This is a genomic window from Myxococcus sp. AM009 (genome assembly GCF_013372605.1).
In the GTDB taxonomy this organism is placed as follows: Bacteria; Myxococcota; Myxococcia; order Myxococcales; family Myxococcaceae; genus Myxococcus; species Myxococcus vastator.
Genome location: NZ_JABXEP010000121.1, coordinates 1 through 25,690, shown reverse-complemented (window position 1 = coordinate 25,690; position 25,690 = coordinate 1). Strand labels below are relative to the sequence as shown.

At 70.5% G+C, this 25,690-nt stretch carries 24 protein-coding genes; 20 read left to right on the top strand and 4 right to left on the bottom strand.

All coding sequences use genetic code 11. The annotated features are described in order from the left end of the window. Nucleotides 1-43: 43 nt before the first annotated feature. Complete coding sequence (locus tag HV824_RS25705) at nt 44-2,659, top strand: O-antigen ligase family protein (protein ID WP_176424469.1); 2,616 nt, start codon at nt 44-46, stop codon at nt 2,657-2,659. 21 nt (nt 2,660-2,680) lie between these two features. Here the strand turns inward: HV824_RS25705 and HV824_RS25700 are convergent, their stop codons facing one another. Further along, on the bottom strand, nt 2,681-3,217 hold the full coding sequence (locus HV824_RS25700) for an aminoacyl-tRNA deacylase (RefSeq protein ID WP_176421079.1): 537 nt from the start codon (nt 3,215-3,217) through the stop codon (nt 2,681-2,683). A gap of 349 nt (nt 3,218-3,566) precedes the next feature. On the opposite strand from HV824_RS25700, the gene HV824_RS25695 reads away from it, so the two are divergent. Both HV824_RS25695 and HV824_RS25690 read left to right on the top strand, forming a co-directional pair. After that, the gene (locus HV824_RS25695) at nt 3,567-4,097 is read left to right on the top strand and encodes a TIGR02269 family lipoprotein (RefSeq protein WP_368738105.1); all 531 of its coding nucleotides are present in this window, start codon (nt 3,567-3,569) and stop codon (nt 4,095-4,097) included. Nucleotides 4,098-4,128: 31 nt separating this feature from the next. Then, nucleotides 4,129-4,854, top strand: coding sequence for a double-CXXCG motif protein (locus HV824_RS25690; protein ID WP_176421081.1), 726 nt, complete (start codon nt 4,129-4,131; stop codon nt 4,852-4,854). Between the two features lie 28 nt (nt 4,855-4,882). Here HV824_RS25690 and astB read toward each other — a convergent pair whose 3' ends face one another. After that, nucleotides 4,883-6,205, bottom strand: a complete 1,323-nt coding sequence (gene astB, locus HV824_RS25685) for an N-succinylarginine dihydrolase (protein WP_176421082.1) — start codon at nt 6,203-6,205, stop codon at nt 4,883-4,885. Between the two features lie 17 nt (nt 6,206-6,222). Between astB and HV824_RS25680 the strand changes: the two genes are divergently transcribed. From HV824_RS25680 to HV824_RS25635, 10 genes are all read left to right on the top strand, one after another. Further along, nucleotides 6,223-7,176: a lysophospholipid acyltransferase family protein gene (locus HV824_RS25680; RefSeq protein ID WP_176424467.1), complete on the top strand. Its 954-nt coding sequence runs from the start codon at nt 6,223-6,225 to the stop codon at nt 7,174-7,176. A gap of 12 nt (nt 7,177-7,188) precedes the next feature. Then, nucleotides 7,189-7,740: a hypothetical protein gene (locus HV824_RS25675; RefSeq protein ID WP_176424466.1), complete on the top strand. Its 552-nt coding sequence runs from the start codon at nt 7,189-7,191 to the stop codon at nt 7,738-7,740. Next, nucleotides 7,737-8,312, top strand: a complete 576-nt coding sequence (locus HV824_RS25670) for an LptA/OstA family protein (RefSeq protein ID WP_176421085.1) — start codon at nt 7,737-7,739, stop codon at nt 8,310-8,312. Before HV824_RS25675 ends, HV824_RS25670 begins: the two co-directional genes overlap by 4 nt. Beyond that, nucleotides 8,309-9,049: an LPS export ABC transporter ATP-binding protein gene (gene lptB, locus HV824_RS25665; RefSeq protein WP_163784852.1), complete on the top strand. Its 741-nt coding sequence runs from the start codon at nt 8,309-8,311 to the stop codon at nt 9,047-9,049. Before HV824_RS25670 ends, lptB begins: the two co-directional genes overlap by 4 nt. Nucleotides 9,050-9,297: 248 nt before the next feature. Continuing rightward, nucleotides 9,298-10,815 (top strand): RNA polymerase factor sigma-54, encoded by a 1,518-nt coding sequence (rpoN, locus tag HV824_RS25660; RefSeq protein ID WP_176421086.1) that lies wholly within the window; start codon nt 9,298-9,300, stop codon nt 10,813-10,815. Nucleotides 10,816-10,926: 111 nt separating this feature from the next. Next, nucleotides 10,927-11,712 carry a hypothetical protein gene (locus HV824_RS25655; RefSeq protein WP_176421087.1) on the top strand — a complete coding sequence of 262 codons (786 nt, stop codon included), beginning with the start codon at nt 10,927-10,929 and terminating at the stop codon, nt 11,710-11,712. Between the two features lie 100 nt (nt 11,713-11,812). Beyond that, nucleotides 11,813-12,697 (top strand): SDR family oxidoreductase, encoded by an 885-nt coding sequence (locus HV824_RS25650; RefSeq protein WP_176424465.1) that lies wholly within the window; start codon nt 11,813-11,815, stop codon nt 12,695-12,697. Nucleotides 12,698-12,909: 212 nt separating this feature from the next. Further along, nucleotides 12,910-13,551: a ribosome-associated translation inhibitor RaiA gene (raiA, locus tag HV824_RS25645; protein ID WP_176421089.1), complete on the top strand. Its 642-nt coding sequence runs from the start codon at nt 12,910-12,912 to the stop codon at nt 13,549-13,551. Between the two features lie 409 nt (nt 13,552-13,960). Beyond that, on the top strand, nt 13,961-14,422 hold the full coding sequence (locus HV824_RS25640; protein ID WP_090485059.1) for a PTS sugar transporter subunit IIA: 462 nt from the start codon (nt 13,961-13,963) through the stop codon (nt 14,420-14,422). A 34-nt stretch (nt 14,423-14,456) separates the two neighbouring features. Continuing rightward, on the top strand, nt 14,457-15,302 hold the full coding sequence (locus tag HV824_RS25635; protein ID WP_176421090.1) for a hypothetical protein: 846 nt from the start codon (nt 14,457-14,459) through the stop codon (nt 15,300-15,302). On the opposite strand, the gene dtd is transcribed toward HV824_RS25635, so the two are convergent. After that, complete coding sequence (dtd, locus tag HV824_RS25630; protein ID WP_176421091.1) at nt 15,299-15,760, bottom strand: D-aminoacyl-tRNA deacylase; 462 nt, start codon at nt 15,758-15,760, stop codon at nt 15,299-15,301. The two genes, HV824_RS25635 and dtd, sit on opposite strands and share 4 nt — an antisense overlap. A gap of 184 nt (nt 15,761-15,944) precedes the next feature. Here dtd and dacB point away from each other — a divergent pair, with 184 nt between their 5' ends. Together dacB and HV824_RS25620 are read left to right on the top strand one after the other, a co-directional pair. Next, on the top strand, nt 15,945-18,179 hold the full coding sequence (gene dacB, locus HV824_RS25625) for a D-alanyl-D-alanine carboxypeptidase/D-alanyl-D-alanine-endopeptidase (protein WP_176421092.1): 2,235 nt from the start codon (nt 15,945-15,947) through the stop codon (nt 18,177-18,179). Between the two features lie 207 nt (nt 18,180-18,386). Further along, on the top strand, nt 18,387-18,839 hold the full coding sequence (locus tag HV824_RS25620) for a single-stranded DNA-binding protein (protein WP_176424464.1): 453 nt from the start codon (nt 18,387-18,389) through the stop codon (nt 18,837-18,839). 121 nt (nt 18,840-18,960) lie between these two features. Here the strand turns inward: HV824_RS25620 and HV824_RS25615 are convergent, their stop codons facing one another. Next, the gene (locus tag HV824_RS25615) at nt 18,961-19,641 is read right to left on the bottom strand and encodes a succinate dehydrogenase (protein WP_176420986.1); all 681 of its coding nucleotides are present in this window, start codon (nt 19,639-19,641) and stop codon (nt 18,961-18,963) included. 262 nt (nt 19,642-19,903) lie between these two features. On the opposite strand from HV824_RS25615, the gene HV824_RS25610 reads away from it, so the two are divergent. The 5 genes from HV824_RS25610 to HV824_RS25590 form a co-directional block, all read left to right on the top strand. Continuing rightward, nucleotides 19,904-20,788, top strand: coding sequence for an Hsp33 family molecular chaperone HslO (locus HV824_RS25610; RefSeq protein ID WP_176420987.1), 885 nt, complete (start codon nt 19,904-19,906; stop codon nt 20,786-20,788). A gap of 34 nt (nt 20,789-20,822) precedes the next feature. Then, nucleotides 20,823-21,854, top strand: coding sequence for a Glu/Leu/Phe/Val dehydrogenase (locus tag HV824_RS25605; protein ID WP_176420988.1), 1,032 nt, complete (start codon nt 20,823-20,825; stop codon nt 21,852-21,854). Between the two features lie 62 nt (nt 21,855-21,916). Beyond that, the gene (locus HV824_RS25600; RefSeq protein ID WP_176420989.1) at nt 21,917-22,681 is read left to right on the top strand and encodes a phosphoribosyltransferase; all 765 of its coding nucleotides are present in this window, start codon (nt 21,917-21,919) and stop codon (nt 22,679-22,681) included. Nucleotides 22,682-22,700: 19 nt separating this feature from the next. Then, nucleotides 22,701-24,617 (top strand): selenocysteine-specific translation elongation factor, encoded by a 1,917-nt coding sequence (gene selB, locus HV824_RS25595; RefSeq protein WP_176424463.1) that lies wholly within the window; start codon nt 22,701-22,703, stop codon nt 24,615-24,617. Then, on the top strand, nt 24,614-25,690 hold a 1,077-nt coding region (locus HV824_RS25590; RefSeq protein ID WP_176424462.1), incomplete at its 3' end, for a PAS domain S-box protein. The genes selB and HV824_RS25590, both read left to right, overlap by 4 nt.

The following is a 25,690-nucleotide window of genomic DNA, read 5'->3' as shown; positions in this document are numbered from 1 at the left end:
CGAGGGGCGTGGGCGCTGTGATACTCACCCGGCTCATCCACGCATGCCCCGCGCCTCCCGAAGTGCCTCCCGATTCACCCTGTTCGCCGAGGCGGCGCTGGTGGCGCTCGTCGTGGTGTGTCCGCTGGCGTTGGGCGGCGCCGCCGGGTGGCTGCTGGGGCCGCTGGTGCTGCTGTCCGGCGCGGCGGCGGTGCTGGCGGCGGTAGGGGCGAAGCGGCAGGGTCAGTCGCTGCGCGTTCCGCTGCTGGCCGTGCCCCTGGCGGCGGGGGCGGGCCTGTGCGCGGTGCAACTGGTGCCCCTGCCGGATGGGGTGCTGCGCCTGCTGAGCCCGGAGGCGGCCGCGCTGCGGGAGTTCGCGCTGGTGCCGCTGGGGCTGGAGCGGGCGCGGCCGGTGTCGCTGGACCCATCCGCCACCTGGCGCGAGCTGGCGAAGCACCTGGCCTACCTGCTGGCCTTCCTCGCGGCGGTGCAGGTGAGTCGCTCGCGAGGCAGCCGGGAGCGGTTGCTGGCGGCGGTGGTCTTCACCGGCGCGGGCCTCACGGCAGTGGGGCTGGTCCATGCGCTGCTGGGGGTGAGGTCCCTCTTCGGGCTGATGCACTGGATGCACGCGCGGCCCACGCTGGTGACGCCGTTTGGGAACCCGAACCACCTGGCTGGCTTCCTCGCGCTGGCGTCCACGCTGGGCGTGGGGTTGGCGCTGACGCGCGCAAAGCAGTCGCGGGCGTTGCCATACGCCGTGGCCGCGGGCGTGTCGGGACTGGGCGTGGTGCTGTCGCTGTCGCGCGGGGGCATCGCCTTCTTCGCCTTCGGACAGGTGCTGCTGGCGCTGCTCCTGCTTCGCAAGCGCCACGCGTCCGGTGAAGGGGCGCCCCCGGTCTGGGCCCGGAGCGCCGCGGCGCTGCTGGGGTTGCTGGGCGTGCTGATGGTGGGCGCGTACACGGCGGCGGATGGCCTCTGGGCGGAGGCGCGCACCGCGGACAGCGTGGAGAAACTGCGCCAGTCCAAGGTGGCGCTGTGGCCGATGCTGGCGGATTCCGCGCGGGCGTTTCCCCTGCTGGGCATGGGCCGCGGCGCCTTCGAGGCGGCGTTTCCGCGCTACCAGACGCAGCCGAATCCCAACACCTTCACGCACCCGGAGAACGCGGTGTTGCAGGCCGCGGCGGAGCTGGGCGCGCTGGGGCTGGTGTTGCTGGGGGTGGCCATCTGGGGCTTCTCGCGGCTGCTGCGCCGTGAGGGGTTGGAGACGGTGGACCTGGCGGCGCTCGCGGGCGTGGCGGCGCTGGCGCTGCATGACCTCTTCGACTTCAGCCTGGAGCTGCCCGCGTGCGCGGTGGCGGCGTTGGTGGCGCTGGGCGCGGTGGCGCGTCCCCGGGAGCGCGCCGTCGAGAAGGCGTGGTGCGCGCGCCCCTCGGCCGCGGCGCTGGGGACGGGGGGGGCGCTCACGGTGGTGGCGCTGGTGGCGCTGGTGCCCGGCCGTCATCGCCTGGGCGACGCGGAGGAGGAGCTGGCGCGGCTCGTCACCTCGGGGGCGTCTGCTCAGGACGTGCACACGCGGGGACTGGCGCTGGTGGACCGGCACCCCTCGGACTACCTGCTCTACCGGCTGGTGGCGTCAGCGCACGCGGCGCGAGGGCGTGAGGGGGCGGGGGAGGCGCTGGCCCTGGTCAACCGGGCGCTGTATCTGGCGCCGTTGGATGCCAGCTCCCACCGGGTGGCGGCGCGAGCGTTGTTGGCGTTGGGGCGAAGCGCGCAGGGCTTCCTGGAGTACCGGCTGGCGCACGAGGCCGGGGATGCCACCGTGCTGTTGGGCGAGGCCCTGCCCCAAGCGGAGACGCTGGCATCGCTCACGGTGCTGACGCCGCGGTCACCGGCGACCGCGGTGCGGCTGCTGGATGCGCTGGCCAACACGCCGGGGCGGTTGGCGCTGGCGCTGGAGTACTCGGGCTGGGCGCGGGAGCACTTCGCGGGGCAGCCAGAAGCGGCGGCGCTGTGGGCGCGCGAGGCCCGGCTGCGAATCCTTCGAGGGGACCTGGAGACGGCGGAGGCCGCGCGGGCGCAGGTGGAGCGCCTGGCGCCGGATGCGCTGGACACGCACCTGCTGCGCGCGGAGGTGCTTCGCGCGCAGGGGAAGCGGGAGGAGGCCCTGCGTGCGTTGGAGCGGCTTTTGGCGCGCTTCCCGGGCGACGTGGCGCTGTCCTTCCAGTTGGCCGCGCAGCAACTGGACGCGGGGCTGACACGACGGGCGAAGGACACGCTCAAGGCGCTGGCGCCCTTCATCACGGACTACGCCCAGCGCGCGCGGTTGCTGGCCATGGAAGCCGCGTGCCTGGAGCGCGAGGGGTTGCTCTCTCACGCCTTGGAGCGGCGGCAGTCAGCGGCCCGGCTCGCGCCTGGCGCGGAGGCGTTCTTCGCGGTGGCGCGGACGCAGGAGGCGCTGCGGCGCTATGACGCCGCGGCGCGCTCGGTCCACGAGGGCATGCGACACCTCCCCGAGGGCGCGCGGGCCCAGGCGCGGGCCTGGGTGTCGCGGCTGGAAGGCGCGGAGCGCGAGCGCGTTGAGTCACGGCGCAGGGTGCTGTCGGACGACCCGCGCGCGGCGGAGCTGGAGTACCTGCTGCGGGGCCCGGATGTGGATGGCGAGGCTCGGGACGCGGATTAGGCGCCCGGGCCTCGCTCCGGTTCAGGCGTGCGCGTGGGCCTCCTCGCTTGGACGGCTGGGCGCGTCGGCGTTGGTGGCGGCCTGGAACTGCTGTTCCTGCTCGATGAAGGAGGCCACCACGGGCCACTCCAGGGTGGCGAAGTCCTGGAAGCGCAATTCAATCGTCTCTTCGTGGGAGCCCGCGCGGAAGAGCAGCCGGTCCGCCAGGCTGAGGGATTCATCAACGGCGACGGGCAGGCCGTAGAGTTCACCAAAGGGAGGCTCAGCGCCCACCTCGCAGTCGGGAAAGTGGCCGGAGAACTCCGGCTCGGTCGCGAGGCGGACGTGCCGGGCACCCAGCATGTCTCGGACCTGGCTCAGGTCGACGGTGCCCGCCGCGGGGACGACGACAATCCAAGGCTGCCGGTCCGCCATCACGATGACGGACTTGGCCACGCGCCAGCCGGAGACGTGCAGCGACTCGGCCACTTCTTGAGCGCTGACGGCACGCGGGTGCCAGTACCGCTCGAAACGCACCCCGTTGCGGCGCAGATAGTGCTGTATCGCTTCGGGAATCATGGGGAATCTCACCTCCTCTCGAAAGAAGGTGATGACCGCCAGCGCGTCCGGCCACGGGTGCCTGTCACACTCGGACTTGCAGCCGACCACGGAGCGCCTGGACGCCCGTTCGTAGGGCAGACGGGCGTCCGGATAGACTGCACCGCCATGAACGGGTCGCCACGGCTCCTGACACTCTGCTGACTCCTTCTGGGAGCGCTCGCGTGCGGTACGGCATCCCCCGTGGTGCGCGAGTTGGAAGCCGCGGAGTGGCAAGCGGATGTTGATGGGTGCAGCGCATCGCGCGAGCCGCGCTGCATCGTCCTGGTCTGTGACGAGGGGGTGTTGTGGCTTCTTCCAATATGAGGACGTGGCGGACGACGTCCTCGCGCACGCGACGACGTCAGGAACGGTCGAGAAGGCGACGGGCCGCCCTCCCTTCCGTGGAACGGGCACCTACCGGAACTGGTGGCAGCGCCGTACGGGAATTCGAGGGGACGCACGCCCTCTCGCGACAGCACCGCTGGCGCGGCGCTCTCCCGTCTTCATCCCCGCGATACCCCGACCGCATGGCAAGCTCATCAAACATCACCTTTTCCCGCAGGAACCCCGGCTCGCGGCGTGGTTTCGGGCGGCGGGTATCGACATCCACCAGTTCACCCTGGTCGTCCCCGAGCACGTTCACCGGCAGATTCACAGCGGGAAGGGCATGGGGCCGGGAGGGGCGTGGAACAACGCATGGCGGCAATTCGTGGTGGCCAATCCCCGTCCCCCTTCGCGGGACGTCTTCATGCGGCACGCAGTCGAGCCCGCCTTTCGTTTCGAGCTGTCGGGCCCGGTCGTGCCCTACAACATGCCCATCACGCCCGGAATGCGTGGGCCCCGGATAGAAGCCTTGTGAAGGCAATCCTCATGAGAAGGAGGGCGATGGCGTGAGGTTCTACCGAGTCGAAGCGAGCACGACGTCGCGCTTCACGGGCGACCTGAGCCGAGCCGCGCACAAGTGGGGCCTCCCGGGCGTGGAGCCCTGCACTGACTGCGGAGTGGGTGGCGGCTGGGCGGGCGTGCAGTATCCGTGTGTCGACCTGTCGAGCTTCTCGAAGGCCGAGCTGAAGCCGTTCTCCGACCCCTGGCCCGTCTCCTTTGAGGTCTTTGCCCGGCTGCGCGAGCGTGTCAGGCCCCTGGCGCCAGAAGGCGCTGTCCTGGAGCCCGGAACCCGGTTCGGCCCTCTCACAGGCACGGCGACAGGGGCATTCGGGCAGCTCGGATTGCAGGACTGGACGTTCGTCATTCGCGACGAAGTGCTGGAGACGTTGCAGGGCGAAGGCGTCCGGGGACTCACCGGGTGTCGTCTCGATGTGACGTTCCGAGGAAAGAATCCTCCGGCGCTCCGCGAGGTGCAGCTGGCGCTTCATGGCCGGCTTCATCCCGACTGCTTCGAGCATCCCCGTGCGCCCACCTGCGCGAAGTGCGGAAGCGAGGCCAGTGAGCGCCTGCCAGACACATACTGGCTTGCTCGTGAGACGCTGCCCGCCGAGGTGGACCTGTTCCGGTTGAGGGACTACCCCACCCTCGTCATCGCGACCGAACGCATGGTGGCCGCGGCAGAACGGCTGAAGCTGGAGGGCGTCACCTTCCAGCTCCTGGAAGCCCGCTGAGCCGGAAGCCCAGCGGACGTGGCACATGTCAGCGCTGGAAGTCGTAGACGCTGCCCAGGTTGAGAATCCGGGTCAGCTCATCCAGCGCCGTCATCGTCTCCCGAGCCAGCTGCGGGTCCTGCAAGTCCTTGGGCCGCAGCACCTCGCGGTAGTGCCGCCGCACCCAGCCGGCCAGCGAGTCATGCAGCGCGGGCGTGTAGAAGACGTCCGCCTTGATGGCCCCGCGCTCCTCGTCCGTCAGCCACACCCGCTGGCGCAGGCAGGCCGGGCCGCCGCCGTTGTTCATCGACTGGCGCACGTCCAGGTAGTGCACGGCCTTCACCGGCGTGTCCTCGGCCACCACGCGCTCCAGGAACCGCCGCGCCGCGGGCGTCTCCCGGCTCTCCACCGGCGCGACAATCGCCATGGTGCCGTCCGGCAGCGTCAGCACCTGCGAGTTGAACGGGTACGCCTTCACCGCGTCCTTCGCCGGCAGCTCCGCCTTCGTGGCCACCACTGCGCGGAAGTCCTGGCCCAGCTTCTCGCGCAGCACCGCCAGGAGCCCCGCGGGGTCCACGAAGGCCAGCTCGTGCAGCATCAGGAACCGCTCGTTGCCCACCGCCAGCACGTCCGTGTGGAACGCCCCCGCGTCGATGCCCTCCGGGTGCTGCTGCGGGAAGAGCACCGACTTCGCGTCCAGCTGGTGCAGCCGCGCCAGCGCCTGGCTGGCCTCCAACGTCTGCCGCGCGGGGAAGCGGCTGGGGCCCTGCACGTCCTGCCACGCGCTGCGGCCCCAGGCGAGCAGGTGGACGCCCGCGTGCCCGGGCGTGGCGAGCCGCGTGTGGTTGGCCGCGCCCTCGTCCGCGAAGTGGCTGCTGCCCGGCAGCGGCGCGTGCACCGCGAAGTGCTTCTCGTTGGAGAAGATGGCGCGCAGCACCGAGTGCGTCGTCTCCGCTTCGATGGCCCGGTGGTACATCTGCGACAGGTTGGCCGGCGTCAGGTGCACCCGGCCATCCGCCGTGTCCGCGCCAGGCGCCACCGTGGCCGCGTTGGCCGTCCACATGGAGGACGCGCTGGACGTCAGGCGCAGCAGGTGCTCGGCCTCGCGCGCGGCCCGGGTGATGACCTCCTCGTCCGAGCCCGTGAAGCCCAGCGCCCTCAGCGCGTGCAGGGACGGGCGCGGCTGGGGCGGCAGCACCGCCTGTCCCACCCCCAGGGCGGACACGAAGCGCATCTTCTCCAGCCCCTGGAGGGCCGCGTCCCGGGGGTGGCTGGGCTCACCGACGTGGCTCTGCGACGCCAGGTTGCCGGGCGAGAGGCCGCCGTAATTGTGGGTGGGCCCAACGAGCCCGTCGAAGTTGTATTCGCGCATGGGATATTGAACGCCTCGTGGAGCGTCCACCCTTAGCAAAGCGCCTCAAGCGTTTCTTCCGCTACGTGCTCATCCGTGGCGTCCTGTTGCTCCTTCAACCTCTGCCCCTGGGCGTCGCCCGGCGCCTGGGCGCGCGCCTGGGCGCCCTGGCCTACACCCTGGCCGGAGGGGAGCGGCGCAAGGCCCTCAAGTCCCTCTCCGTGGCCTTCCCGGAGCAGTCTGACGCGGGCCGACAGGCCCTGGCCCGCGACGCCTTCCGCCACCTGGGCGCCGCCGCGCTGGAGGTGGCCTGCACCGGGGCCCTGGACGAGGCCCTGGAGCGCCTGGTCGCCTGGCCGGACGCCGACCGGCAGGTGCTGGAGACGGCCCTGGCCCGGGGGCGCGGCGTCGTCTTCGTGTCCGGACATGTGGGGAACTGGGAGCTGCTTGCCCGCCGCGTGGCGCGCGCCGGCTACCCCAGCCAGAGCATCGCCAAGGAGACCACGGACCCCCGGCTGACGGAGCTGGTGGGCCAGTTCCGGGCCCGCGGCGGGGTGCGGAGCATCTGGCGCGGCCAGGAAGGCGCCGCCCGGGCCATGCTGCGCGCCCTGCGCAACGGCGAAATCCTCGGCATCCTCATCGACCAGGACACGAAGGTGCAGTCCCTCTTCGTGCCCTTCTTCGGGAAGCTGGCCGCCACCCCGCGCGCCGCCGCCGACCTGGCCATCCGCACGGGGGCGGCGGTGGTGACGGGCTTCTGCCACCGCGAAGGGGCGGGCTACCGCCTGTCCATGGAAGAAGTCCCAGTGCCCCAGGACACGGACCGCGAGGCGGCCGCCCTGGCCCTCACCGCCGCCTTGTCCAGCCGAATCGAGGCCGCCATCCGGCGGACGCCGGAGCAGTGGGTGTGGATGCACCAGCGCTGGAAGACGCGTCCACCGGTGAGCGAGGACGTCCCACTTCCGGAGGCGGCGCCCGCATCCGCCGGGTGATAAGGAAGCCCTGTGTCTCGCCTGCTCGCCGCCAGCCTCGTCCTCCTGGTGTTCGCCCCTGGCTGCAAACCGGGCTCTGGCGAGGGTGCGTCTGGCGGCCAGCCTCCCCCGGAGGTGGTGCTGCACGGCGCGCGCCTGGAGTCCTTCGATGGCGACCGGCTCATCCGCTCCGGCACGGCCCGGCAGGTGTCCTACCAGCGCACCACCGGCGAGGTGTGGGCCACCGACGCCACCATTCGGATTCCGCCGGGTTCCCCTCCCCAGGGAGCGCCCCCTGGGACGGAGGGCGGCGTGGAGGTCAGCGCCCCGAATATGGAGGGGAGCCTCGCGTCCAAGCAGGTGGTGGCCTCGGGCGGTGTCATCATCCGCACCGGGAAGGGCATGGAGGCCCGCACTCCCCGGTTGACGTACGACGCCACCACGGAGCGGGCGCATGGAGACGAGGGCGTGACGGTGAAGGGACCTGACTACCGGCTGAGGGCGGACCGCTTCGAGCTGTTCTTCCCGGACGAGACGTTCAACTTCGCGGGCTCGGTGGAGTCCGTGCTGGGAGCGCCAGAGTGATTGAGTTCCTCGTGATGGCCTTCTTCATCGCGCAGCCCGCGCCCGCGGTCGCCGCCACCCCCGCGCAGGGCGCGCCCCCCGCCGCGGTGGGCGGCAAGGCGCTGAAGGAGCCGGTCCAAATCAACGGCGACAACGTCACCTTCCAGAAGTCGCAGGCCACCCTCACCGGCAACGTGAAGGTGAAGCACCGCACGCTGGACCTGGACTGCGACCGGATGACGGCCAACTACACCCCACAGCGCGAAGTGACGCGCGTGGTGTGCACCGGCGGGGTGAGGGCCGTGGACGGCGACCGCATGGCCCGCGGCGAGCGCGCCGAGTACGACGTGCCCAGCGGCGTACTGGTGGTGACGGGCTCACCCGAGGCCCGCCAGGGCACCACGCACATGCGCGGGACGAAGGTCCGGCTGACGCTGGGCAACGAGCGGCTGGAGGTGGAGAACGCCGTCATCGTCTTCGAATCGCTGCCCGCCAACCCCACCCCGGCCAGACGCAAGGGGCGGCAGTCCGCGCCCCGTCCGACCCCATCCTCCGGGGCGGCCCCCTCCGCCCAGGGAGGCCCGGCTCGATGAGCGCGAAGCTGTTCGCGGAGGGCCTGGAGAAGACGTTCCGAGGCCGCAAGGTGGTGGCCGGCGTGTCCTTCAGCGTGGCCCCCGGGGAAGTGGTGGGCCTGCTGGGGCCCAACGGCGCGGGGAAGACGACCAGCTTCAACATGGTGGTGGGCCTGGTGTCTCCGGATGCGGGGCGCGTGCGCATTGGCGACGAGGACCTCACGCACCTGCCCATGCACCGCCGCGCCCGCCGGGGCGTGGGCTACCTGCCCCAGGAAGCCTCCGTCTTCCGCAAGCTCACCGTGCGCGACAACTTCCTGGCCGTGCTGGAGCTCCAGAAGGACCTGGACGCCAAGGCCCGCGAGCAGCGCGCCGACGTGCTCCTGGACGAGTTCGGCCTCACGCACGTCGCGGAGTCCCTGGGGGAGACGCTGTCAGGCGGCGAGCGCCGGCGCGCCGAGATTGCCCGCAGCCTCATCCCCCAGCCCCGCTTCATCCTCTTCGACGAGCCCTTCGCTGGCGTGGACCCCATCAACGTGGGCGACCTCCAGCGGCAGATCTTCCTCCTCCGGGAGCGGGGGCTGGGCGTCCTCATCACCGACCACAACGTCCAGGACACCCTGGGCATCTGCGATCGTGCGTACATCATCGCACAGGGACGGATTCTGGAAGAGGGCACCCCGGCGGAGATCGCCGCGTCTCCCAAGGCCCGCGCCGTCTACCTGGGGGAACGGTTCCGTCTCCAACAGGCGCTCTAAGCACGGCTGGCCACCTGTCAGAGGAGTGCTTAGAATGGGTTGGCCCCGCTTTTGCGCCGACCTGTCAACGCGCATGTGATACCCTGAGTGCTCCCAAGCTCTTGGATTCCTTGTGGAATTCTGAGCATGCAAGCAAGGGACCCTCGTTTCAGGGCTAGACGAAGTCAGGGCTCCTTGTTACGTTGGCACGGTCTTTGATTGTGGCCCCTGTCTCAAGGGGCCGAATCAACCCGGGAGACCCCGTTCTCATGGCGATGGAACTGAAACAAAGCCTGAAGCTTGCCCAGCAGCTGGTGATGACGCCGCAGCTGCAGCAGGCCATCAAGCTCCTCCAGCTGTCTCGCATGGAGCTGCTCGAGCAGGTCCGCGAGGAGATGGAGCAGAACCCGCTGCTGGAGCAACCAGACGAGCAAGCACCGGGAGATGTGGGAGACAAGGAACCCGGCGAAGCCTCGCTGGAAGCGGACAACATGGAGATGCCGCGGGACGGGGACTTGCCCGCGGCCACCAGCGACACCGCCACGGAGTTCAAGGCGGACGGGGAGGGGCCCCCGGAAATCGACTGGGAGCAGTACCTCAACAGCTACCAGTTCAACGAGCCCACCACGGCCTCCAACAAGGGCAACGTGGCCACGGACGACATGCCGTCGTTCGAAGCCAACCTCGTCAAGAAGGAGGACCTGGTCGACCACATCCAGGAGCAGCTGGGCACGCTGCGCCTGAATGACGCCGAGCGCCGCATCGCCATGCTCATCCTGGGCAACCTGGATGATGACGGCTACCTCAAGCTGCCGGAGGTGGAAGGTGATCCGCTCATCCGTCTGGCCAACGAGGCGGACGTTCCCATGCACGTCGCGGAGCGCACGCTGCGGCGCATCCAGATGCTGGAGCCGCGCGGCTGCGGCGCCCGCGACTTGCAGGAGTGCCTGCTCATCCAGCTCCAGGGGATGAGGGAGCCACACGCGCCGCTGCTCGGCCTCATCATCAAGCGGCACATGAAGTACCTGGAGAGCAAGAACCTGCCCGCCATCGCCAAGGACCTGAAGGTCACCTTGGAAGAGGTGGTGGAGGCGGTGCGGCTGCTCCCGAAGCTGGACCCGAAGCCGGGCCGCAACTTCAGCGGGGACGACGCGCAGTACATCTCCCCCGACGTGTTCGTCTACAAGATGGGGGAAGAGTACACGGTGGTGCTCAACGATGACGGCCTGTCCAAGCTGCGCATCTCTGGCACCTACCGGAACGCGCTGAAGACGGGCGCGGTGGGCCCTGGCCAGACGAAGGACTTCATCCAGGACAAGCTGCGCAGCGCGATGTGGCTCATCCGCTCCATCCACCAGCGGCAGCGCACCATCTACAAAGTCACCGAGAGCATCGTGAAGTTCCAGCGGGACTTCCTGGACAAGGGCATTGCCCACCTCAAGCCGCTCATCCTCCGGGACGTGGCGGAGGACATCGGCATGCACGAGTCCACGGTGAGCCGCGTCACCACCAGCAAGTACGTGCACACGCCGCAGGGCATCTTCGAGCTGAAGTACTTCTTCAACTCGTCCATCGCCCGCGTCTCCGGTGAGGACACCGCGAGCGAGGCCGTCAAGCACCACATCAAGCAGTTGGTGGCGCAGGAAGACGCCCGCAACCCGTACTCGGACCAGAAAATCGTCGAGCTGCTGCGCTCGCAGGGCACCGAGATTGCCCGCCGCACGGTGGCCAAGTACCGCGAGGTGCTGGGCATCCTCCCCAGCAGCAAGCGCAAGCGGTACTACTGAGCCAGGGCAGCTCGGGCGCGCCGCTTGTCGACACGGAGTGGCCGGAAGTGAAGGTTCGGCTGGAAGGGCTGCTCGCCGACGGCGGGGCGCGGGTATAGGGTGCGACGCCGCATGAATCCCAATCTTCGTCGCAACCTTCTTCGCGTCCCGGCGGGGGCCTTCGTCGCGGTGGGCCTGTTGTCGGGTTGTGGCAGCAGCCTCACTGCGGAAGCCGTGGACCTGGCGGGCCTCTCCGACCGGACGCTGACGCTGTCCCAGTCGGACGTGGACATCTTCGAGGGCGTGGACGAGCCGGGCTCCCACCGCGTCACCGTCACCTTCTCGCCCGCGGCGGAAGCGGACCGGTGCACCGAGCTGCGCGAGGGCGCCACGGCCACCTTCAACGGCCAGCCGATGACGCTGGAGCGGGGCGGGGTGGACGGCACCGCGGGCCGCGACGTGTGCGTGCCCACGCGGGCCTACTACGACTTCGACCCCAACGTCTGGGTGCAGCAGCCCATGGAGGACGCCCGCATCGTCCTCCAGGACGGCACGCACACCATCACCCTGGTGCTGAAGAACGGAAAGGCCAAGCGCCTCTTCTCCTTCCAGGGCCCCGGCGCCGAGGACCGACTCATGCGCGGCCAGGCGTATTCGTTCCGGTGGCTGCCCGAGGGCGAGGTCCCCGGCCGCGCCACGGCCACCCTGCTGCGCGAGGGAGGGAGCGCCACGGCCGCCATCCCCACGGAGCAGGAAGAGGCCGTCGTCCGCTTCACCCTGCTCCAGACGACGCCTGTCGCGGCCCACCTGCTCACGTTGAGCGCGACCGCGCCCGGCGAGGTGCTGGAGTGCACGGGCGTCACCTCCTGCTCGGCGACGGTGTTCCACTCCGAGGAGCGGGTCGTCAACGTTCAGTAAGCGGGCAGGGGAGCGGGCCCGGACCTTCCCGGGCTCGATTGCCGCTCGGCGCCGCCACCCCCACCGTGCCTGGGTACTTCCTTCCGGAGAGGACCCAGACATGGCCCAGAAGAACCCCGACCCGCGTGACGCCGGTCCCAAGCCGCCCTTTCCAAAGCAGTCGCAGCCGCACCCCGGCCACGAGGGGCGGATGGCTCCGGAGCCCGACTACGGCGAGCAGTCCTACAAGGGGCTGGGCCGGCTCGAGGGCCGGGTGGCGCTCGTCACCGGTGGCGACAGTGGCATTGGCCGCGCGGTGTGCCTGGCCTTCGCGCGAGAGGGCGCGGACATCGCGGTGTCCTTCCTCAGCGAAGGGGACGACGCCCAGCAGGTGAAGCGCGTGGTGGAGGACGCGGGGCGCAAGTCCCTGCTGCTGCCCGGGGACCTGACGGTGGAGGCCCACTGCCGCAAGCTGGTGGAGGACACGGTGAAGCGCTTCGGGCGCATCGACATCCTCGTCAACAACGCCGCGTACCAGGGCGCGGCGGTGGAGCGCTTCGAGGACCTCGACCCCGAGCGCCTGGAGCGCGCCTTCCGCACCAACATCCTCGCGATGTTCCACCTGGTGCGCCACGCGCTGCCGCACATGAAGGAGGGGAGCACCATCATCAACACCACCTCCATCCAGGCGTATGACCCCTCGCCCGCCATCCTCGACTACGCCGTCACCAAGGGGGCCATCGTCAACTTCACCAAGGGCCTGGCGCGGGAGCTCATCAACCGGGGCATCCGCGTCAACGCCGTGGCGCCGGGGCCCGTGTGGACGCCGCTCATCCCCCAGTCCTTTGACGCGGAGAAGACGTCCAGCTTCGGCAAGGACTCGCCCATGGGCCGCCCGGCCCAGCCCGCGGAGCTGGCGCCGTCCTACGTGTTCCTCGCCTCGGACGAGTCCCGCTACGTCAACGCGGAGGTGCTGGGCGTGACGGGCGGGCGGCTGCTCGCGTGAGCTGACGCGCCGCGTGATTTCACCGGAAGCACGCTGGCATGACTCCAAACAGGGGGCCATTGCCAGTGACGCGAGGTGCAGGCGGGATGTCCTGCCTCGGACGGGTGGTGTGTCCGGGAACAGGCAACCTGTTGGGGCGGGTTGCTTTCCAGGGCTGGGAGCGTTTCAGATCCGTCACGGAGCTCACCTCTCACCCTAGGAGGCAGCCACGCATGCAGTTCAACATCACCTTCCGTCAGTTCGGAGCGTCCGATTCCCTCAAGGAGTACGCACGCGAGAAGGTCGAAAGGGTGAACCGGTTGCTGGACCGAGCCGGCGAGGCCCATGTGGTCCTGTCGTTGGAACGCCACCTCCACCACGCGGACATCACCATCCACTCCGGCGCGTGGGTCCTCCGGGGCCGCGACAAGAGTGACGACATGTACGCGTCCATCGACCTGGCGATGGACAAGATTGAACGCCAGCTGCGTCGCTACCGCGACAAGCTGAAGACGCACCATGGCCGTGACCGCGTCCACCACCGGCAGGACCTGGTGGAGCAGCTCCGGGTCCGCCACGCCGTGTTCGAGCTCCCGGACGTGGACGACCTGACGACGCTGGCCGACGCCTCCGCGAATGAAGCCGCGCCGAAGCCCGCCGTCGTCGTGCCCGCGCGCGAGGTGCGTGCCACGCACCTCACCGTCAAGCCGCACACCGTGGATGATGCGGTGATGCAGATGAACCTGATGGACAACGACTTCTACGTCTTCCACAACGTGGAGTCGGAGTCGCTGTGCATCGTCTACCGGCGCAAGGATGGTCAGTACGGCCTTATCGAGCCGCACGCCCCGGCGGTCGCCGCCACGGGGACCTGAGCCGTCGCTGACCGCTGATACCGCGCGCCGTCACCCGGTGAAACGAGGTGACGGCGTGTGACGGCTGGAAGGCCTCCGCGTGCTGGAGGGCGTCGGTGCAGGTGCCCACGGGGCGCCGCGGCCACGTCCCGCCACGGAGGAGTCCCACCAGGCCGCTGCCGAAGCGGTCCTGGACGCGGGTGGGGGCCACCCCGGCGAGCATGCGCCGGTGGGCCTCGCCGCGATGTCGATGACAGTCGACAGGAGCAGATGCTTCATGGGAAGTCCCTTCCGCCCGTGGGACGGGTTTCCCTTCCGCGTCATGATGCGCAGTGAGCGCGGCGCGCGCGCATCCAGACAGGCCACCCTTGCGCTAAAGAGGGGTGAGGAGTAATTGCCGCCAACCAGGAGCGCCAGCGCGGGAGCGTCAGTGAGAATCGCCGAGTTCCTCAGCCCCCAAGCCGTCATCGCCGACATGCAGTCGCGGACGAAGCCCGAAGTCCTGCGCGAACTGAGCGCCACGCTGGTGCGTGCCCATCCGCTGCTGACCGCGGACCGGCTGGTGGAGGTGCTGCGCGAGCGCGAGAAGCTGGGCAGCACGGGCATCGGCGAGGGCGTGGCCATCCCCCACGGCAAGCTGCCGGGCATGGGACAGCTCCAGGCCGCCTTCGGCGTGTCGCGCGCGGGCGTGGACTTCGAGGCCATTGACGGCAAGCCCACCCACCTGTTCTTCGCCCTGGTGGCGCCGGAGAACAGCGCGGGGGTCCACCTCAAGGCCCTGGCCCGCATCTCCCGCCTCTTCAAGAACCCGCGGTTCCGGGCCGCCATCCTCGAGGCGCCCACGGCCGCGGACATCCACGCCCTCATCGTCCAGGAAGACGCTCGGCCTTGAGCGGGCGTGCGTTCCCGGGGGGAGCATCCGCACCATGGACGTCGTCCTGAGACCCATCAGCGACCGCTTCTTCCACGAACACCTGCTGCCCTTCTTCCAGCGGGCCATGGGGGATGCCCCCGGCGCGCTGGAGTCCCTGCAGGAGCAGCTGGGGGATGGTCAGGCGCGCATGCTCTGCGAACGGATGCTCTCCACGGCGCTGCCCGGCGGCGTGGGCTCACTGGACGCGGACCCGTGGGCGGACCTGGTGGACCGGCTCGTCTTCCTGCACTGGACCGAAGGCCCCGCGGGCTGGGAGGTCGGTGAGGCGGAGGCGGGCTACGCGGATGGCTGGGACGAAGCCCTGCACCTGGCGCTGATGGTGGAGGAGGCGGACTATCCCTACTGGGATGCGCGCGGCTCGCGCGACGTCCGGGACCGCTTCCGTTTCCGCCCGCGCGAGGACGTGGGGCTGGCCTCGCTGCTGGCCGGCCTGTGGGAGCCCTTCCCGGAGTTCCCGCCGGACCAGGTGTTCACCACGCAGGGCCGGGGCGAATACTCCCCTGGGACGCGCTACGCCTTCGCGGACTGGACCTGGCGCCCCGCGCGCAAGGTGGCGCACTGGCAGGTGAACCTGCCGCGCAAGCTGGAGCGGCTCCTGGCCCGCGAGCAGGCGCGGATGAAGCTGCCGTCGCTGCCGGAGAAGGAGGAGGTGCTCGCCTACTGGCTGGGCAAGCAGCCGCAGCCGCCGCCGCTCACGGTGGCCTTCTCCGGCCTGGGGCCCCGCGCGGCCAACTGGATTCGTGAGCTGGGCGCCCTCACCGCGCACCTTCGCGGCGCGGCGCTGGCGAAGCAGGGGCTGGCGGCGCTGGTGACGAAGAGCTCCGGCGCGCGAATCTAGCCCTTGGGCGCGGCCGGCCCGGGGCTCTCCAGCAGCAGCGTGACGGGGCCGTCGTTGACGAGCGCCACCTTCATGTCCGCGGCGAAGATGCCGGTGCCCACGCTCAGGCCGCGCTGGCGCAAGCGCTCACAGGCGCGCTCATAGAGTGCCTTGGCGCCCGCGGGCTCCATCGCGTCGATGAAGCTGGGCCTGCGACCCTTGCGCGCGTCGCCGTAGAGCGTGAACTGGCTGACGACGATAAGCTGCCGGGACGTCTCCTCCAGCGACAGGTTCATCTTCCCCGCGGCGTCCTCGAAGATGCGCAGCGTGGCCAGCTTCTCCACCATCCACGCGACATCCGCCTCCGTGTCGCCCTTGCCCACGCCCAGCAGCACCAGCAGGCCCGGGCCGATTTCGCTCACGCGCTGGCCCTCCACCGTCACTGATGCCTCTAGCACGCGCTGTACCACCGCTCTCATCGACGTCACCTCGTGGACAGGCGTGGCTCGCGGGGCCCTGTGTCAGTCACGCCGTTACAGTTGGAATGTCAGGTTTCTGCCTGCTGGTAGAGCGAGCGCCCAGACGTGGACTCCCGCAGCCACTCACCCTTGCTCGTTTTTCGCCCCGTTCCGCATAATGGCCCCTGACTTCCCCGGAGAGAGTGTGCAGGTCCATCGAGCCAGCTCCATCTTGGCCGCGTCGGCCATTATTTTCCTGTCGCTTTCTCACGCAGCGCACGCCGCGCCCGCTCCGGCGGAGAAGCGCGCGGACCGCGAGGCCCTGAAAACCGCGCTGCTGGAGGTCCTCCAGCGCGCGCCGCTGAAGGCCAGCCGCATGGGCGTGTACATGCAGAGCCTGGACGACGGCACGGTGGTGTTCAGCCACAACGCCGACGAGCTGCTCAACCCCGCATCCAACGTGAAGCTGGTGACGTCCGCCGCCGCGCTCGCGTCCCTGGGGCCCGAGTTCCGCTACGACACCGAGTTCCTGGTGGAGCCGGAGCTGGGCGCGGACGGCAAGGTGAAGACGCTCTACGTGCGCGGCAAGGGCGACCCGTCCATGACGACGGAGCGCCTGTGGGGCATCGTCGCGGAGCTGTGGCACACGGGCATCCGCGAGGTGAGCGAAATCGTGGTGGACGACTCGTGGTTCGACGCCGAGCGCACGCCGCCCGGCTATGACCAGGAGAACACGGACCGGGCCTACATGGCGCCCACGGGCGCGGTGAGCCTCAACTGGAACGCGGCGGCCATCTACCTGCGGCCCGGCAACGCGCCGGGGGCCAAGGGGGTGGTGGAGATGGAGCCGCCCAGCGACTACTTCGTGGTGGACAACCAGCTCACCACCGGGCCGCGCCGCGCGCGCCGCGTGTTCGTCAAGTCGGCCCCCGCGGGCCTCCAGCAGAAGATTGTCGTGCGCGGCCAGCTCCCGGCGGAGCGGAGCGGCGCCGTCAGCGTCTGGAAGAAGATTGACAACCCGCCCATGTACTTCGGCCAGTCGCTCAAGCAGATGCTGGTGACGCGCGGCGTGAAGATGCGGGGCAGGGTGAAGCTGGGCAAGACGTCCACCAAGGCCCGCATGCTGCACGTGTCGCAGTCGGACACGTTCGACATCCTCCTCAAGCGCCTCAACAAGCTCTCCAGCAACTTCGTCGCCGAGCAGCTCCTGAAGACGATGGGCGCCGAGCTGCGGGGCGCGCCGGGCTCCTTCATCAAGGGCGTGGACGTGGTGGAGCAGTTCCTGGAGCGCGACGTGGGCATCCCCCGCGGCACCTACGTGATGAAGAACGGCAGCGGGCTCAACGACGCCAACCGCTTCTCCGCCACGCAGCTCAACAAGCTGCTGCGGCACATGGTGCAGCGCTTCCCCTTCTCGCCGGAGTACATGTCGTCGGTGCCCATCGCCGGCAAGGACGGCACGCTCAAGTACCGCTTCGAAGGCAGCGACGCGGTGGGCCGGCTGCGCGCCAAGACGGGCACCCTGGAGAGCGTGTCCGCGCTGAGCGGCTACGTGACGAGTGCGGGGGGAGAGCGCTTCACCTTCTCCATCATGGCCAACGACTTCGCGGGCCGCGCCGGCCCCATCGTCGCGGGTCTGGACGCGCTGGGCGCGGCGGTGGCCGCTACCGGCTCCAGCCTGGGGCCGTCCACGGCGGTGGCCGCGCTGGCGGACAGCGGACGGCCCTCGGGCGCCGTGGACGACGTGGCTGTTCGCATCAAGACGTACCTGGACCTGGGCGCCCAGCGCGACCAGCGCAACATCGGCTTCCTGCGCACCGCGTGGCGCAGCGAGAGAGACCCGGCCGTGCGCGCGGTGTTGGCGGAGGGCCTCTACCAGTCCAACCCACAAGACTACCTGGGCGCGCGCACGCTGCTGGACAGCTATTCGGCCACCGCCGAGGTGTATGGCCGGCTGAAGGACGTGGCGCGGGTGCTGTCCGTGGAGGTGCCGGGCGTCAGCAGCATGGTGGAGCTGGCGGCGGGCGGAAACGCGGAGGCGCTGGCCCGGGTGCTGGAGCTGGCGGGCGCGGCGGGGACGGACGCGCGGGCCCAGACGGAGATGACCGAGGCCCTGGGCGAGGTGGCGCGCACCGCGCCGGAGGAGCTGGTGGTGGCGCTTCGGGCCGCCAGCGCCGGTGACAGGGACGCGTGCACCGCGCTGCTGGCGCGGGCGCTGGTGCAGGCGGGACAGGCGGACCACCCCTTCTGGAAGTCGCTGCGCCGCACGCTGGGCGCGTCGGACCCGCGGCTGGCGTCCTTCGCCAAGGGGCTGGACTCCACGCTGTCGCAGAAGGTGGCGGAGGCCAAGGCGCCGGCGGGCTTCACCCCCGTGCAGATGGTGGCGCCCGCGGGCAACGCGCCCGAGTCCTCCACCGCGGACAACCGCCCGGGCGGGTAGGCCAGAATCCGCTGTATTTCTCGCGAGTTCCCGGCGCCGGGCGTGCCTCCCCGGCGGGATGGCGGACGGGCGTACGACACCCAGGAAGAAGGCGGCTTTCTGGCTGGGTGTCAGTACCCACTGCTATAGGTGGGAATCAAACCCGGCGGGTGCGTCCGGGGTGTAACCGGTCCTTGGTGGACCGGTTCTCGAGAAAGGAACGCGGTCATGGCTGGAGGCGTGAACAAGGTCATCCTCATCGGCAACCTGGGGGCGGATCCGGAGGTCCGGTTCACTCCCGGCGGTCAGGCGGTGGCGAACTTCCGCATCGCCACCAGCGAGAGCTGGGTCGACAAGAATGGCCAGAAGCAGGAGCGGACCGAGTGGCACCGCATCGTCGTCTGGGGAAAGCTCGCGGAGCTCTGCGGCGAGTACCTGAAGAAGGGACGGCAGTGCTACGTCGAGGGCCGCCTGCAGACGCGCGAGTGGACGGACAAGGAGAACCGGAAGAACTACACCACCGAGGTGGTGGCCAACGCCGTGACGTTCCTCGGCGGTGGACGCCGGCAGTTCTCCCAGCCGCGTGGGGGAGACAACAACGACTACGGTCAGCCGCCTCCGGACGACATGGGCGGTGGCCATGGCGGCGGCGGCAACGGCGACGACGACATCCCCTTCTAGGCCCGGCTGACGCCAGCGGTTCCCTGGAAATGAAACCGGCCGCTCCCCGGAAGTCTCGGGGGCGGCCGGTGTGCTTTGTGTCCGTGGACCTCCGGACCCGGCGCGCCGGGCCCGGTTCGCGTCACGGAGGGGGGGCGCCCACGGGGCTGAAGGCGGCGCCCGCGGTGTAGAGCGCGTAGATGACCGCCCAGCTCATGGCCGTGAGAATCAGGAAGAGGATGATGACCACCGGCTCGAACTTGCGCATGGAGCGCTCGCTGGAGAGCAGCCCCCAGCCCATGGCGAAGCCCTGGAGGCCGTTGGCCAGGTGGTACGAGGTGCCCAGCGTGCCCAGCAGGTAGACGACCAGGGTGGGCACGTGGTGGTGCATCTCCCGGGCGATGTCGTCAAACGCCTCCGGGTGACCCAGCACCAGCCGCGGGTAGAGGAAGGCCAGCCAGATGTGGGCGCCCAGGAAGGCCAGCACGCCCACCGCGCTGAGGCGCTGGAGGAGGTACTTGAGGTTGCCGTAGTTGTTGTAGCGGACGTTGTTCGGCCGGAAGCTGAACAGGCGCACCAGGCCCCAGCCGGTGTGCATCAGCAGCGGCAGCAGGACGATGATGAAGGTGAAGACCTGGGAGAACGGGTTGGCGTACGTCGTCACCGACGTCTGCCAGGCGTCCGCGCCGTTGAAGGCGGAGAGGTTGTCCCACAGGTGGTTGACGACCCAGACGGACAGGGGAACCACCGCGAGGAACGAGCCCAGGCGGGACTTGAGGAGCGGTGTCTTCGTCTCTACTGCGGCAGCGGCTTGGGTGCTCATCGAATCTCCAGCGGCGGCGCGCGGGCGTCTTGCCGCGTCCACGGTCGAGGGCAGGTGACAGTCGGACGGCGGTTTATAGCCGTTCCAGCGCCGGGGCTGGATTTCTTCCTCACCCCGGCATGCCAGCACACCCACACGGAGGCATAAGGCTGACCTTATGCGTCACCCCGGGCCGTCCTGCTGCCCGCCTGCCGGGGGCCGGGGCTCCCGCCTTCTGTCGTTGGCGGGCAATGCGGGCTCGGGCACGCTAGTCGCCATCGATATGTCCGACGAGCTTGTCAGTGGAATGTTGAAGAACACGGACCTGCGCGTGGTGCTCGCCACCACGACGGAGCTGTCGCGCCAGGCGCGCGCCACCCACGGCACCGCGCCCGCCGCCGCCGTGCTCCTGTCGCAGGCCCTCACCGCCGCCGCCCTGATGGGGGCCCTGCAGAAGGGCGACGCCCGCATCAACCTCCAGGTGGAGTGTGACGGCCCCCTGCGCGGCCTCTTCGTGGACGGGGACACCTCCGGGCTCGTCCGCGGCTACGTGAAGAACACCTACGTGGAGTACTCCGGGAGCGACGGCAAGTACCATTGGCGCCCCGTGCTGGGGAACAAGGGCTTCCTGTCCGTGCTGCGGGATTTGGGCGGCGGCGAGTACTACCGCTCCGCGGTGGAGCTGGAGGCCTTCGACCTGGCGGCAGACCTGGAGCGCTACTTCCGCCAGTCGGATCAGCTCCCCTCACACGTGCTGCTCGCGCAGCTGCCGGAGGGCGGGGACGCGGAGCCGCTGGGTCGCGTCGCCGGCCTGCTCGTCCAGCCGCTCCCCAGCGCGGACATGGAGGCCTTCGCGGCGCTGGGTGAGCGGCTGCGCCGTGACTTCGCGCCCACGCTCCAGGCGCACGCCGGGGCGGGGGCCGCGGCCGTGCTGCGCGCGCTGCTGCCGGAGCCCGACTTCGAGGTCATGTCGCGCTACCCGCTGCGCTTCGGTTGTTCGTGCAGCAAGGACCGCGTGCTGCGCGCGCTCCTGGCCATGGGACGTGAGGAATTGACGGACCTGCTGGAGAAGGAAGGGCAGGCGGAGGCGACGTGCCAGTTCTGCACGACGCGCTATGTCATTCCTGGAGACGAAATCCGCGGCATCTTGGAGCGCGGCGCCATTTGACTTGCACAGGGCGCGACGGTACTTGCCGCGCGCCATGAGCTACTTCACGCAGTTGCTTGAGGGCGGCTACGAAGCCGTCCACTTGTTGAGTGATTCCAAGACGGGCCTGCGTGCCATTGTGGGCATGCACAACACACGGCTCGGCCCGGGGTTGGGGGGCACTCGCGCGCTGTCCACCTATACCAGCGAGGAAGAGGCCGTCGCGGATGCGCTCCGGCTGGCGCGCGGAATGACATACAAGGCCGCGCTCGCGGGGCTGCCCCACGGCGGCGGCAAGGCGGTCATCATGCTGCCGCGCGGAAGCTTCGACCGGGAAAGGATTTTCGAGTCCTTCGGCCGCGCGGTGGAGTCCCTGGGCGGGCGCTACATCACCACCGAGGACAGCGGCACCAGCCCCGATGACATGGAGCACGTGCGCCGGCACACGAAGTATGTCGTTGGCTTGAAGGAGCGCAGCGGGGACCCGTCGCCGGTGACGGCGTATGGCGTGGCGCGCGCCATGGAGGCCACGGCGAAGCACGTCTTCGGCGGCCCGGACCTGAAGGGCCTGCGCGTCACCGTGCTGGGCGTGGGCCACGTGGGCATGTACCTGGTGAAGGAGCTGCACCAGCGCGGCGCCAAGGTGTGGGTGAGCGACCTCAACCCCGCCAGCGTGCAGCACGCCGTGACGCAGTACGGCGCCACGGCGGTGGACGCCGACGCGCTGCATCGCATGGAGGCGGACATCTACGCCCCCTGCGCGCTGGGCGGCGCCATCAACGACACCACCCTGTCGCTGCTGAACGTGAAGGCGGTGTGCGGGGCGGCCAACAACCAGCTGCTCACCTCGCGTCATGGCGAGCAGTTGGCCCGGCGCGGCATCCTCTATGTGCCCGACTACGCGGCCAATGCCGGCGGCCTCATCAACGTGGCCCAGGAGTGGGCGGGGTATGACCGGGACAAGGCGTACGCCCGCGCTTCCCACATCTTCGACACCATCGACACGGTGCTGACGCGCGCGAAGGAGTCCGGCCTGCGGCCCGAGCAGGTGGCGGACCGGATGGTCGAGGAGCGGCTGGCCGGCTGAGCGCTTGCGCACACAGTGCGTGTGTTGCCGCGAGACAAAGGCGACGTCTGGGGTGTGGCCGGATGTGGCCACCGTGCGGCCCTCGGAGTATGACGGGGCCGCACACACCCCAGCCGGAGTTCAGCGCCGTGGCGACCAAGCGGCAGAGCAAGCCCACCGAGAAGGCCTCTTCGAAGAAGTCCCCCGCGGCGAAGTCGTCGCGGATGCAGGCGGAGAAGCTCGTCTCCATCCCGGAGGACCTCGTGCTGGCGCCCCAGGTGGAGGCGCCGCGCCAGCCGACGGGGAAGGACCAGTCCCGGGGCCGCTCCGCGTCCAGCGGCGTGAAGGAGCTGACCTGGAAGGAGTTCGACCGCGCGGTCCAGCAGCTCGCGGGCTCCATCCAGGAGACCTTCGAACCCCAGGTGGTGGTCGGCGTGGCCCACGGCGGTGTCTTCGTGGGCGGCGCGCTGGCGGGGGCGCTCGGCTGTCCGTTCTTCCCCGTGCGCATCAGCCGCCGGAGCAGGGACCGGGGCAGCACCAGCTCCGCGCCTCGCACGTCAAAGACGCCGCAGCTCGCCGGGGAGATGCCCGCGGAGCTGAAGGGTCGCCGCGTGTTGATTGTGGATGACGTGGCCTCCAGCGGTGACACGTTGGAGCTGGCCACCGCCCTGGCGCGCGAGGCGGGCGCGAAGAAGGTGGCCACCGCGTGCCTGGTGACCAAGCCGGGTGGCTTCTCGCCGGACTACTCCGCGCTGACCACCGCCTCGCTCATGGTCTTCCCCTGGGACTACGAGCCGTCCACCGGCGACGCGCGCTTCGACGAGGACCCGGACAAGGCTGGCGCGTGAGCCTTGGCGCGGTGACGCCATGATTGTCGGGACGGCGGGCCACATCGACCATGGCAAGACGTCCCTGGTGAAGGTGCTCACCGGCATCGACACCGACCGGCTGAAGGAAGAGAAGCGCCGCGGCATCACCCTGGAGCTGGGCTTCGCCCACCTGACGTTGGATGACGGCGGCGTGGCGGGCGTGGTGGATGTCCCGGGCCACGAGCGCTTCGTGAAGGCCATGGCCGCTGGCGCCGGCGGCGTGGACCTGGTGGTGCTGGTGGTGGCCGCGGACGAGGGCGTGATGCCCCAGACGCGCGAGCACCTGGACATCTGCCGGCTGCTGGGCGTGAGGGCCGGCGTCGTCGCCCTCACCAAGTCGGACACGCTGGCGGCGCTGGGCCCGGAGTGGCGCGCGCTGGTGGAGGCCGACCTGGCCGCGCTCACCGTGGGGACCTTCCTGGAGGCGGCGCCCGTGGTGGCCTGCTCCGCCAGGACGGGAGAAGGGCTGGACGCGCTGCGCGCCGCGCTCACCCGGGCCGCGGCGGCGCTGCCCGAGCGGCCTTCGGAGGGCCCCGCCTTCCTGCCGGTGGACCGCGTGTTCACCATCAAGGGGTTTGGCACGGTGGTGACGGGCACGCTGCTATCGGGAGCGCTGGCGGTGGATGACGCGGTGTCGCTCCTGCCCGGGCTGCCCGGTCCGCTGCGCGTGCGCGGGGTGCAGCGGCATGGCGACCCGGTGTCCGTCGTGGAGGCGGGACAGCGCGCGGCGGTGAACCTCACGGGCGTGGAGCCGGAGGCGTTGCACCGGGGCATGGTGCTGGTGCGCGCGGGCGAGCTGCCAGAGACGCGCATGCTCGACGTCGAGTTGACGCTGCTTCCCGCGGCCCCGTCCCCGCTGCCTCGCCGTTCGAAGCTGCTGCTGCACCTGGGCACCGCGCAGGTGGAGGCCACGGTGGCGCTGCTGGACGTGGAGCGCCTGGAGCCCGGCGAGACGGCGCTGGCGCAGCTGCGGCTGGGCACCGCCGTGGGCGCGCTGGTGGGCCAGCGCTTCATCCTGCGGGGCGCGCGAGCCCTTTCGGGCCGAGGCGCCACGGTGGCGGGAGGCCGCATCCTGTCCATCTCCCCTCCGAAGCGGCGCAAGGGGGGCGCGTCGGCGGTGGCGCCCCTGCTGGATGCGGACCCGGCGGGGCAGGTGGCCTGGCTGCTGCGACAGGCGGGCTACCGCGGCATGACGCAGCCGGAGCTGCTTGGCCGCTCGGCGCTGGGGCCTCGGGTCCTCACGCGCGCGCTGGAGCTGCTGGGGGCGCGGGGCGGCGCGCTCCTCATCGACCGGGAGCGGCGGCTGTATCTCTCCGGCGACGTCTTGGAGGCGTTGCAGGGACGCGCACTGGCGCTGCTGGCCACCTTCCATGAGCGCGAGCCCCTGCGCGAAGGGCTGTCCCGCGAGGAGCTGCGGCAGCGGCTGTCCTCCGCGCTGGACGCGCGGGCGTTTCAGCGGGTGTCGCAGGCGTTGGTGGAGGCAGGCCGGGTGGAGCTGGAGCGGGACGTGGTGCGCCTCAAGGGCCGAGGCCGCACGCTGACGCTGGGGGACACCGCCGCGCGGGCGCGGCTGGCGGCGGAGCTGTCAGCCGCGGGCCTGGCGCCTCCCGCGCTTCCCGAACTGGAGCAGAAGCTCCAGCTCCCCGCCTCCCGGCTGCGCGAGCTGTTGGGCGTCATGGTGGTGGAGGGGGCGGCGGTGCGCGTCTCGGAGGGCTTGTGGTTCGCGGCCGGGGCGCTGGCGACCCTACGCGAGCGCCTGGTTGCCCACCTGCGCGAGAAGAAGGAGATTACCACCCAGGACTTCAAGGAGATGGTGGGGCAAAGCCGCAAGTTCGTCATCCCCCTGTCCGAATACTTCGACCGGGAGAAGGTCACCCTCCGGGTGGGAGAGAAGCGGGTGCTGCGTCGCGGATGAGTACCAAGCGCTACAGCGAGGCGGACCTTCGCGTCCTCACCGACACCTTCCGCAACCCCATGCTGGCGGTGGTGGAGGGACGGGTGCTCGTGGCCAATGACGCCTATGTCGCGTTGCTCGGCCTGCGACGCGCCCAGGTGGAGGGCCGCTCCGTCATGGACTTCATCCAGCCGGAGGACCGCAGCCGCGTCGTCGAGCGCTACTGGCGGGTGGAGGCCGGCGCGCCGCTCCATGAGGGCTCTCAGCTCTTCCAGGTCCCCTGCGCGGATGGCGTGGCGCGCGAGGTGGCCGTCACCGCGTCCCGCTTCGCGTTGGAGCGTGGAGGAGGAGGCCTGCTGCTCAACTGCGTGCCCATGGAGAACCGGCCGCCGGAGATGTCGGTGGCCGAGCGGCTGGTGGAGACCTCCGCGGGGCTGGTGTCCGCGCACTCGGAGAACGCCGTCCGCCGCGTCGCCCTCAAGGGCCTGGAGGCCGCGGGCTTCCGGGCCCGGCTGCTGCGCTGGGACGGCGAGGGCCTGCTGGCCCGGGACGGAGCGCCCCTGCCGGAGGATGCGCGCCTGGGACTGGAGTCGCTCTCGGACGGGCGTCCCGTCTTCGGCGGCGCGGACCAGGCCTCGCCCACGCACGTCTACCTGCCCGTGGGCGGCCCCCAGGCCGAGGTGCTGTGGGTGGAGGGCCACTGGGTGGCGCCGCACCATGGCTCGGTGTTGATGCTCTTCGCCAAGGTCGTGGGCGCCGCGCTGACGGACGCGCGCGTGCAGGCGGAGAGCGCGCGCAGCCGCTGGGAGATGGAGGCGGTCGCGCAGATGGCGCGCTTCGTCGCGCAGCCGTCTCCGCCCACGCAGGAGGACTTCCTGGAGCGCGTCGCTTCACTGCTCCAGGCGGACGCCGCGGCGCTGCACCTCTCGACGCCGCCCGAAGTCCCGCTGACGCTGTCTGCTCATGTGGGCCTCCGGGACGTGGCGGACGCGCGCCGGCTCACGGGCGTGCTGTCATGTGGCGCGGAGGGGGCGTTGTCCTCGGCCGCGGACGAGTCCTCGCTGGCGGAGCAGTCCGGCGGGCGGTTGGGGGCG

What these genes read in the sequence shown, in the direction of transcription:
- HV824_RS25705 (WP_176424469.1), top strand. Translation starts at nt 44, where the DNA reads ATGCCCCGCGCCTCCCGAAGTGCCTCCCGATTCACCCTGTTCGCCGAG.
- HV824_RS25700 (WP_176421079.1), bottom strand. Translation starts at nt 3,217, where the DNA reads ATGATTCCCGAAGCGATACAGCACTATCTGCGCCGCAACGGGGTGCGT.
- astB (WP_176421082.1), bottom strand. Translation starts at nt 6,205, where the DNA reads ATGCGCGAATACAACTTCGACGGGCTCGTTGGGCCCACCCACAATTAC.
- lptB (WP_163784852.1), top strand. Translation starts at nt 8,309, where the DNA reads ATGAGCGCGAAGCTGTTCGCGGAGGGCCTGGAGAAGACGTTCCGAGGC.
- rpoN (WP_176421086.1), top strand. Translation starts at nt 9,298, where the DNA reads ATGGCGATGGAACTGAAACAAAGCCTGAAGCTTGCCCAGCAGCTGGTG.
- HV824_RS25655 (WP_176421087.1), top strand. Translation starts at nt 10,927, where the DNA reads ATGAATCCCAATCTTCGTCGCAACCTTCTTCGCGTCCCGGCGGGGGCC.
- HV824_RS25650 (WP_176424465.1), top strand. Translation starts at nt 11,813, where the DNA reads ATGGCCCAGAAGAACCCCGACCCGCGTGACGCCGGTCCCAAGCCGCCC.
- raiA (WP_176421089.1), top strand. Translation starts at nt 12,910, where the DNA reads ATGCAGTTCAACATCACCTTCCGTCAGTTCGGAGCGTCCGATTCCCTC.
- HV824_RS25635 (WP_176421090.1), top strand. Translation starts at nt 14,457, where the DNA reads ATGGACGTCGTCCTGAGACCCATCAGCGACCGCTTCTTCCACGAACAC.
- dtd (WP_176421091.1), bottom strand. Translation starts at nt 15,760, where the DNA reads ATGAGAGCGGTGGTACAGCGCGTGCTAGAGGCATCAGTGACGGTGGAG.
- HV824_RS25620 (WP_176424464.1), top strand. Translation starts at nt 18,387, where the DNA reads ATGGCTGGAGGCGTGAACAAGGTCATCCTCATCGGCAACCTGGGGGCG.
- HV824_RS25615 (WP_176420986.1), bottom strand. Translation starts at nt 19,641, where the DNA reads ATGAGCACCCAAGCCGCTGCCGCAGTAGAGACGAAGACACCGCTCCTC.
- HV824_RS25610 (WP_176420987.1), top strand. Translation starts at nt 19,904, where the DNA reads ATGTCCGACGAGCTTGTCAGTGGAATGTTGAAGAACACGGACCTGCGC.
- HV824_RS25605 (WP_176420988.1), top strand. Translation starts at nt 20,823, where the DNA reads ATGAGCTACTTCACGCAGTTGCTTGAGGGCGGCTACGAAGCCGTCCAC.
- HV824_RS25600 (WP_176420989.1), top strand. Translation starts at nt 21,917, where the DNA reads ATGTGGCCACCGTGCGGCCCTCGGAGTATGACGGGGCCGCACACACCC.
- selB (WP_176424463.1), top strand. Translation starts at nt 22,701, where the DNA reads ATGATTGTCGGGACGGCGGGCCACATCGACCATGGCAAGACGTCCCTG.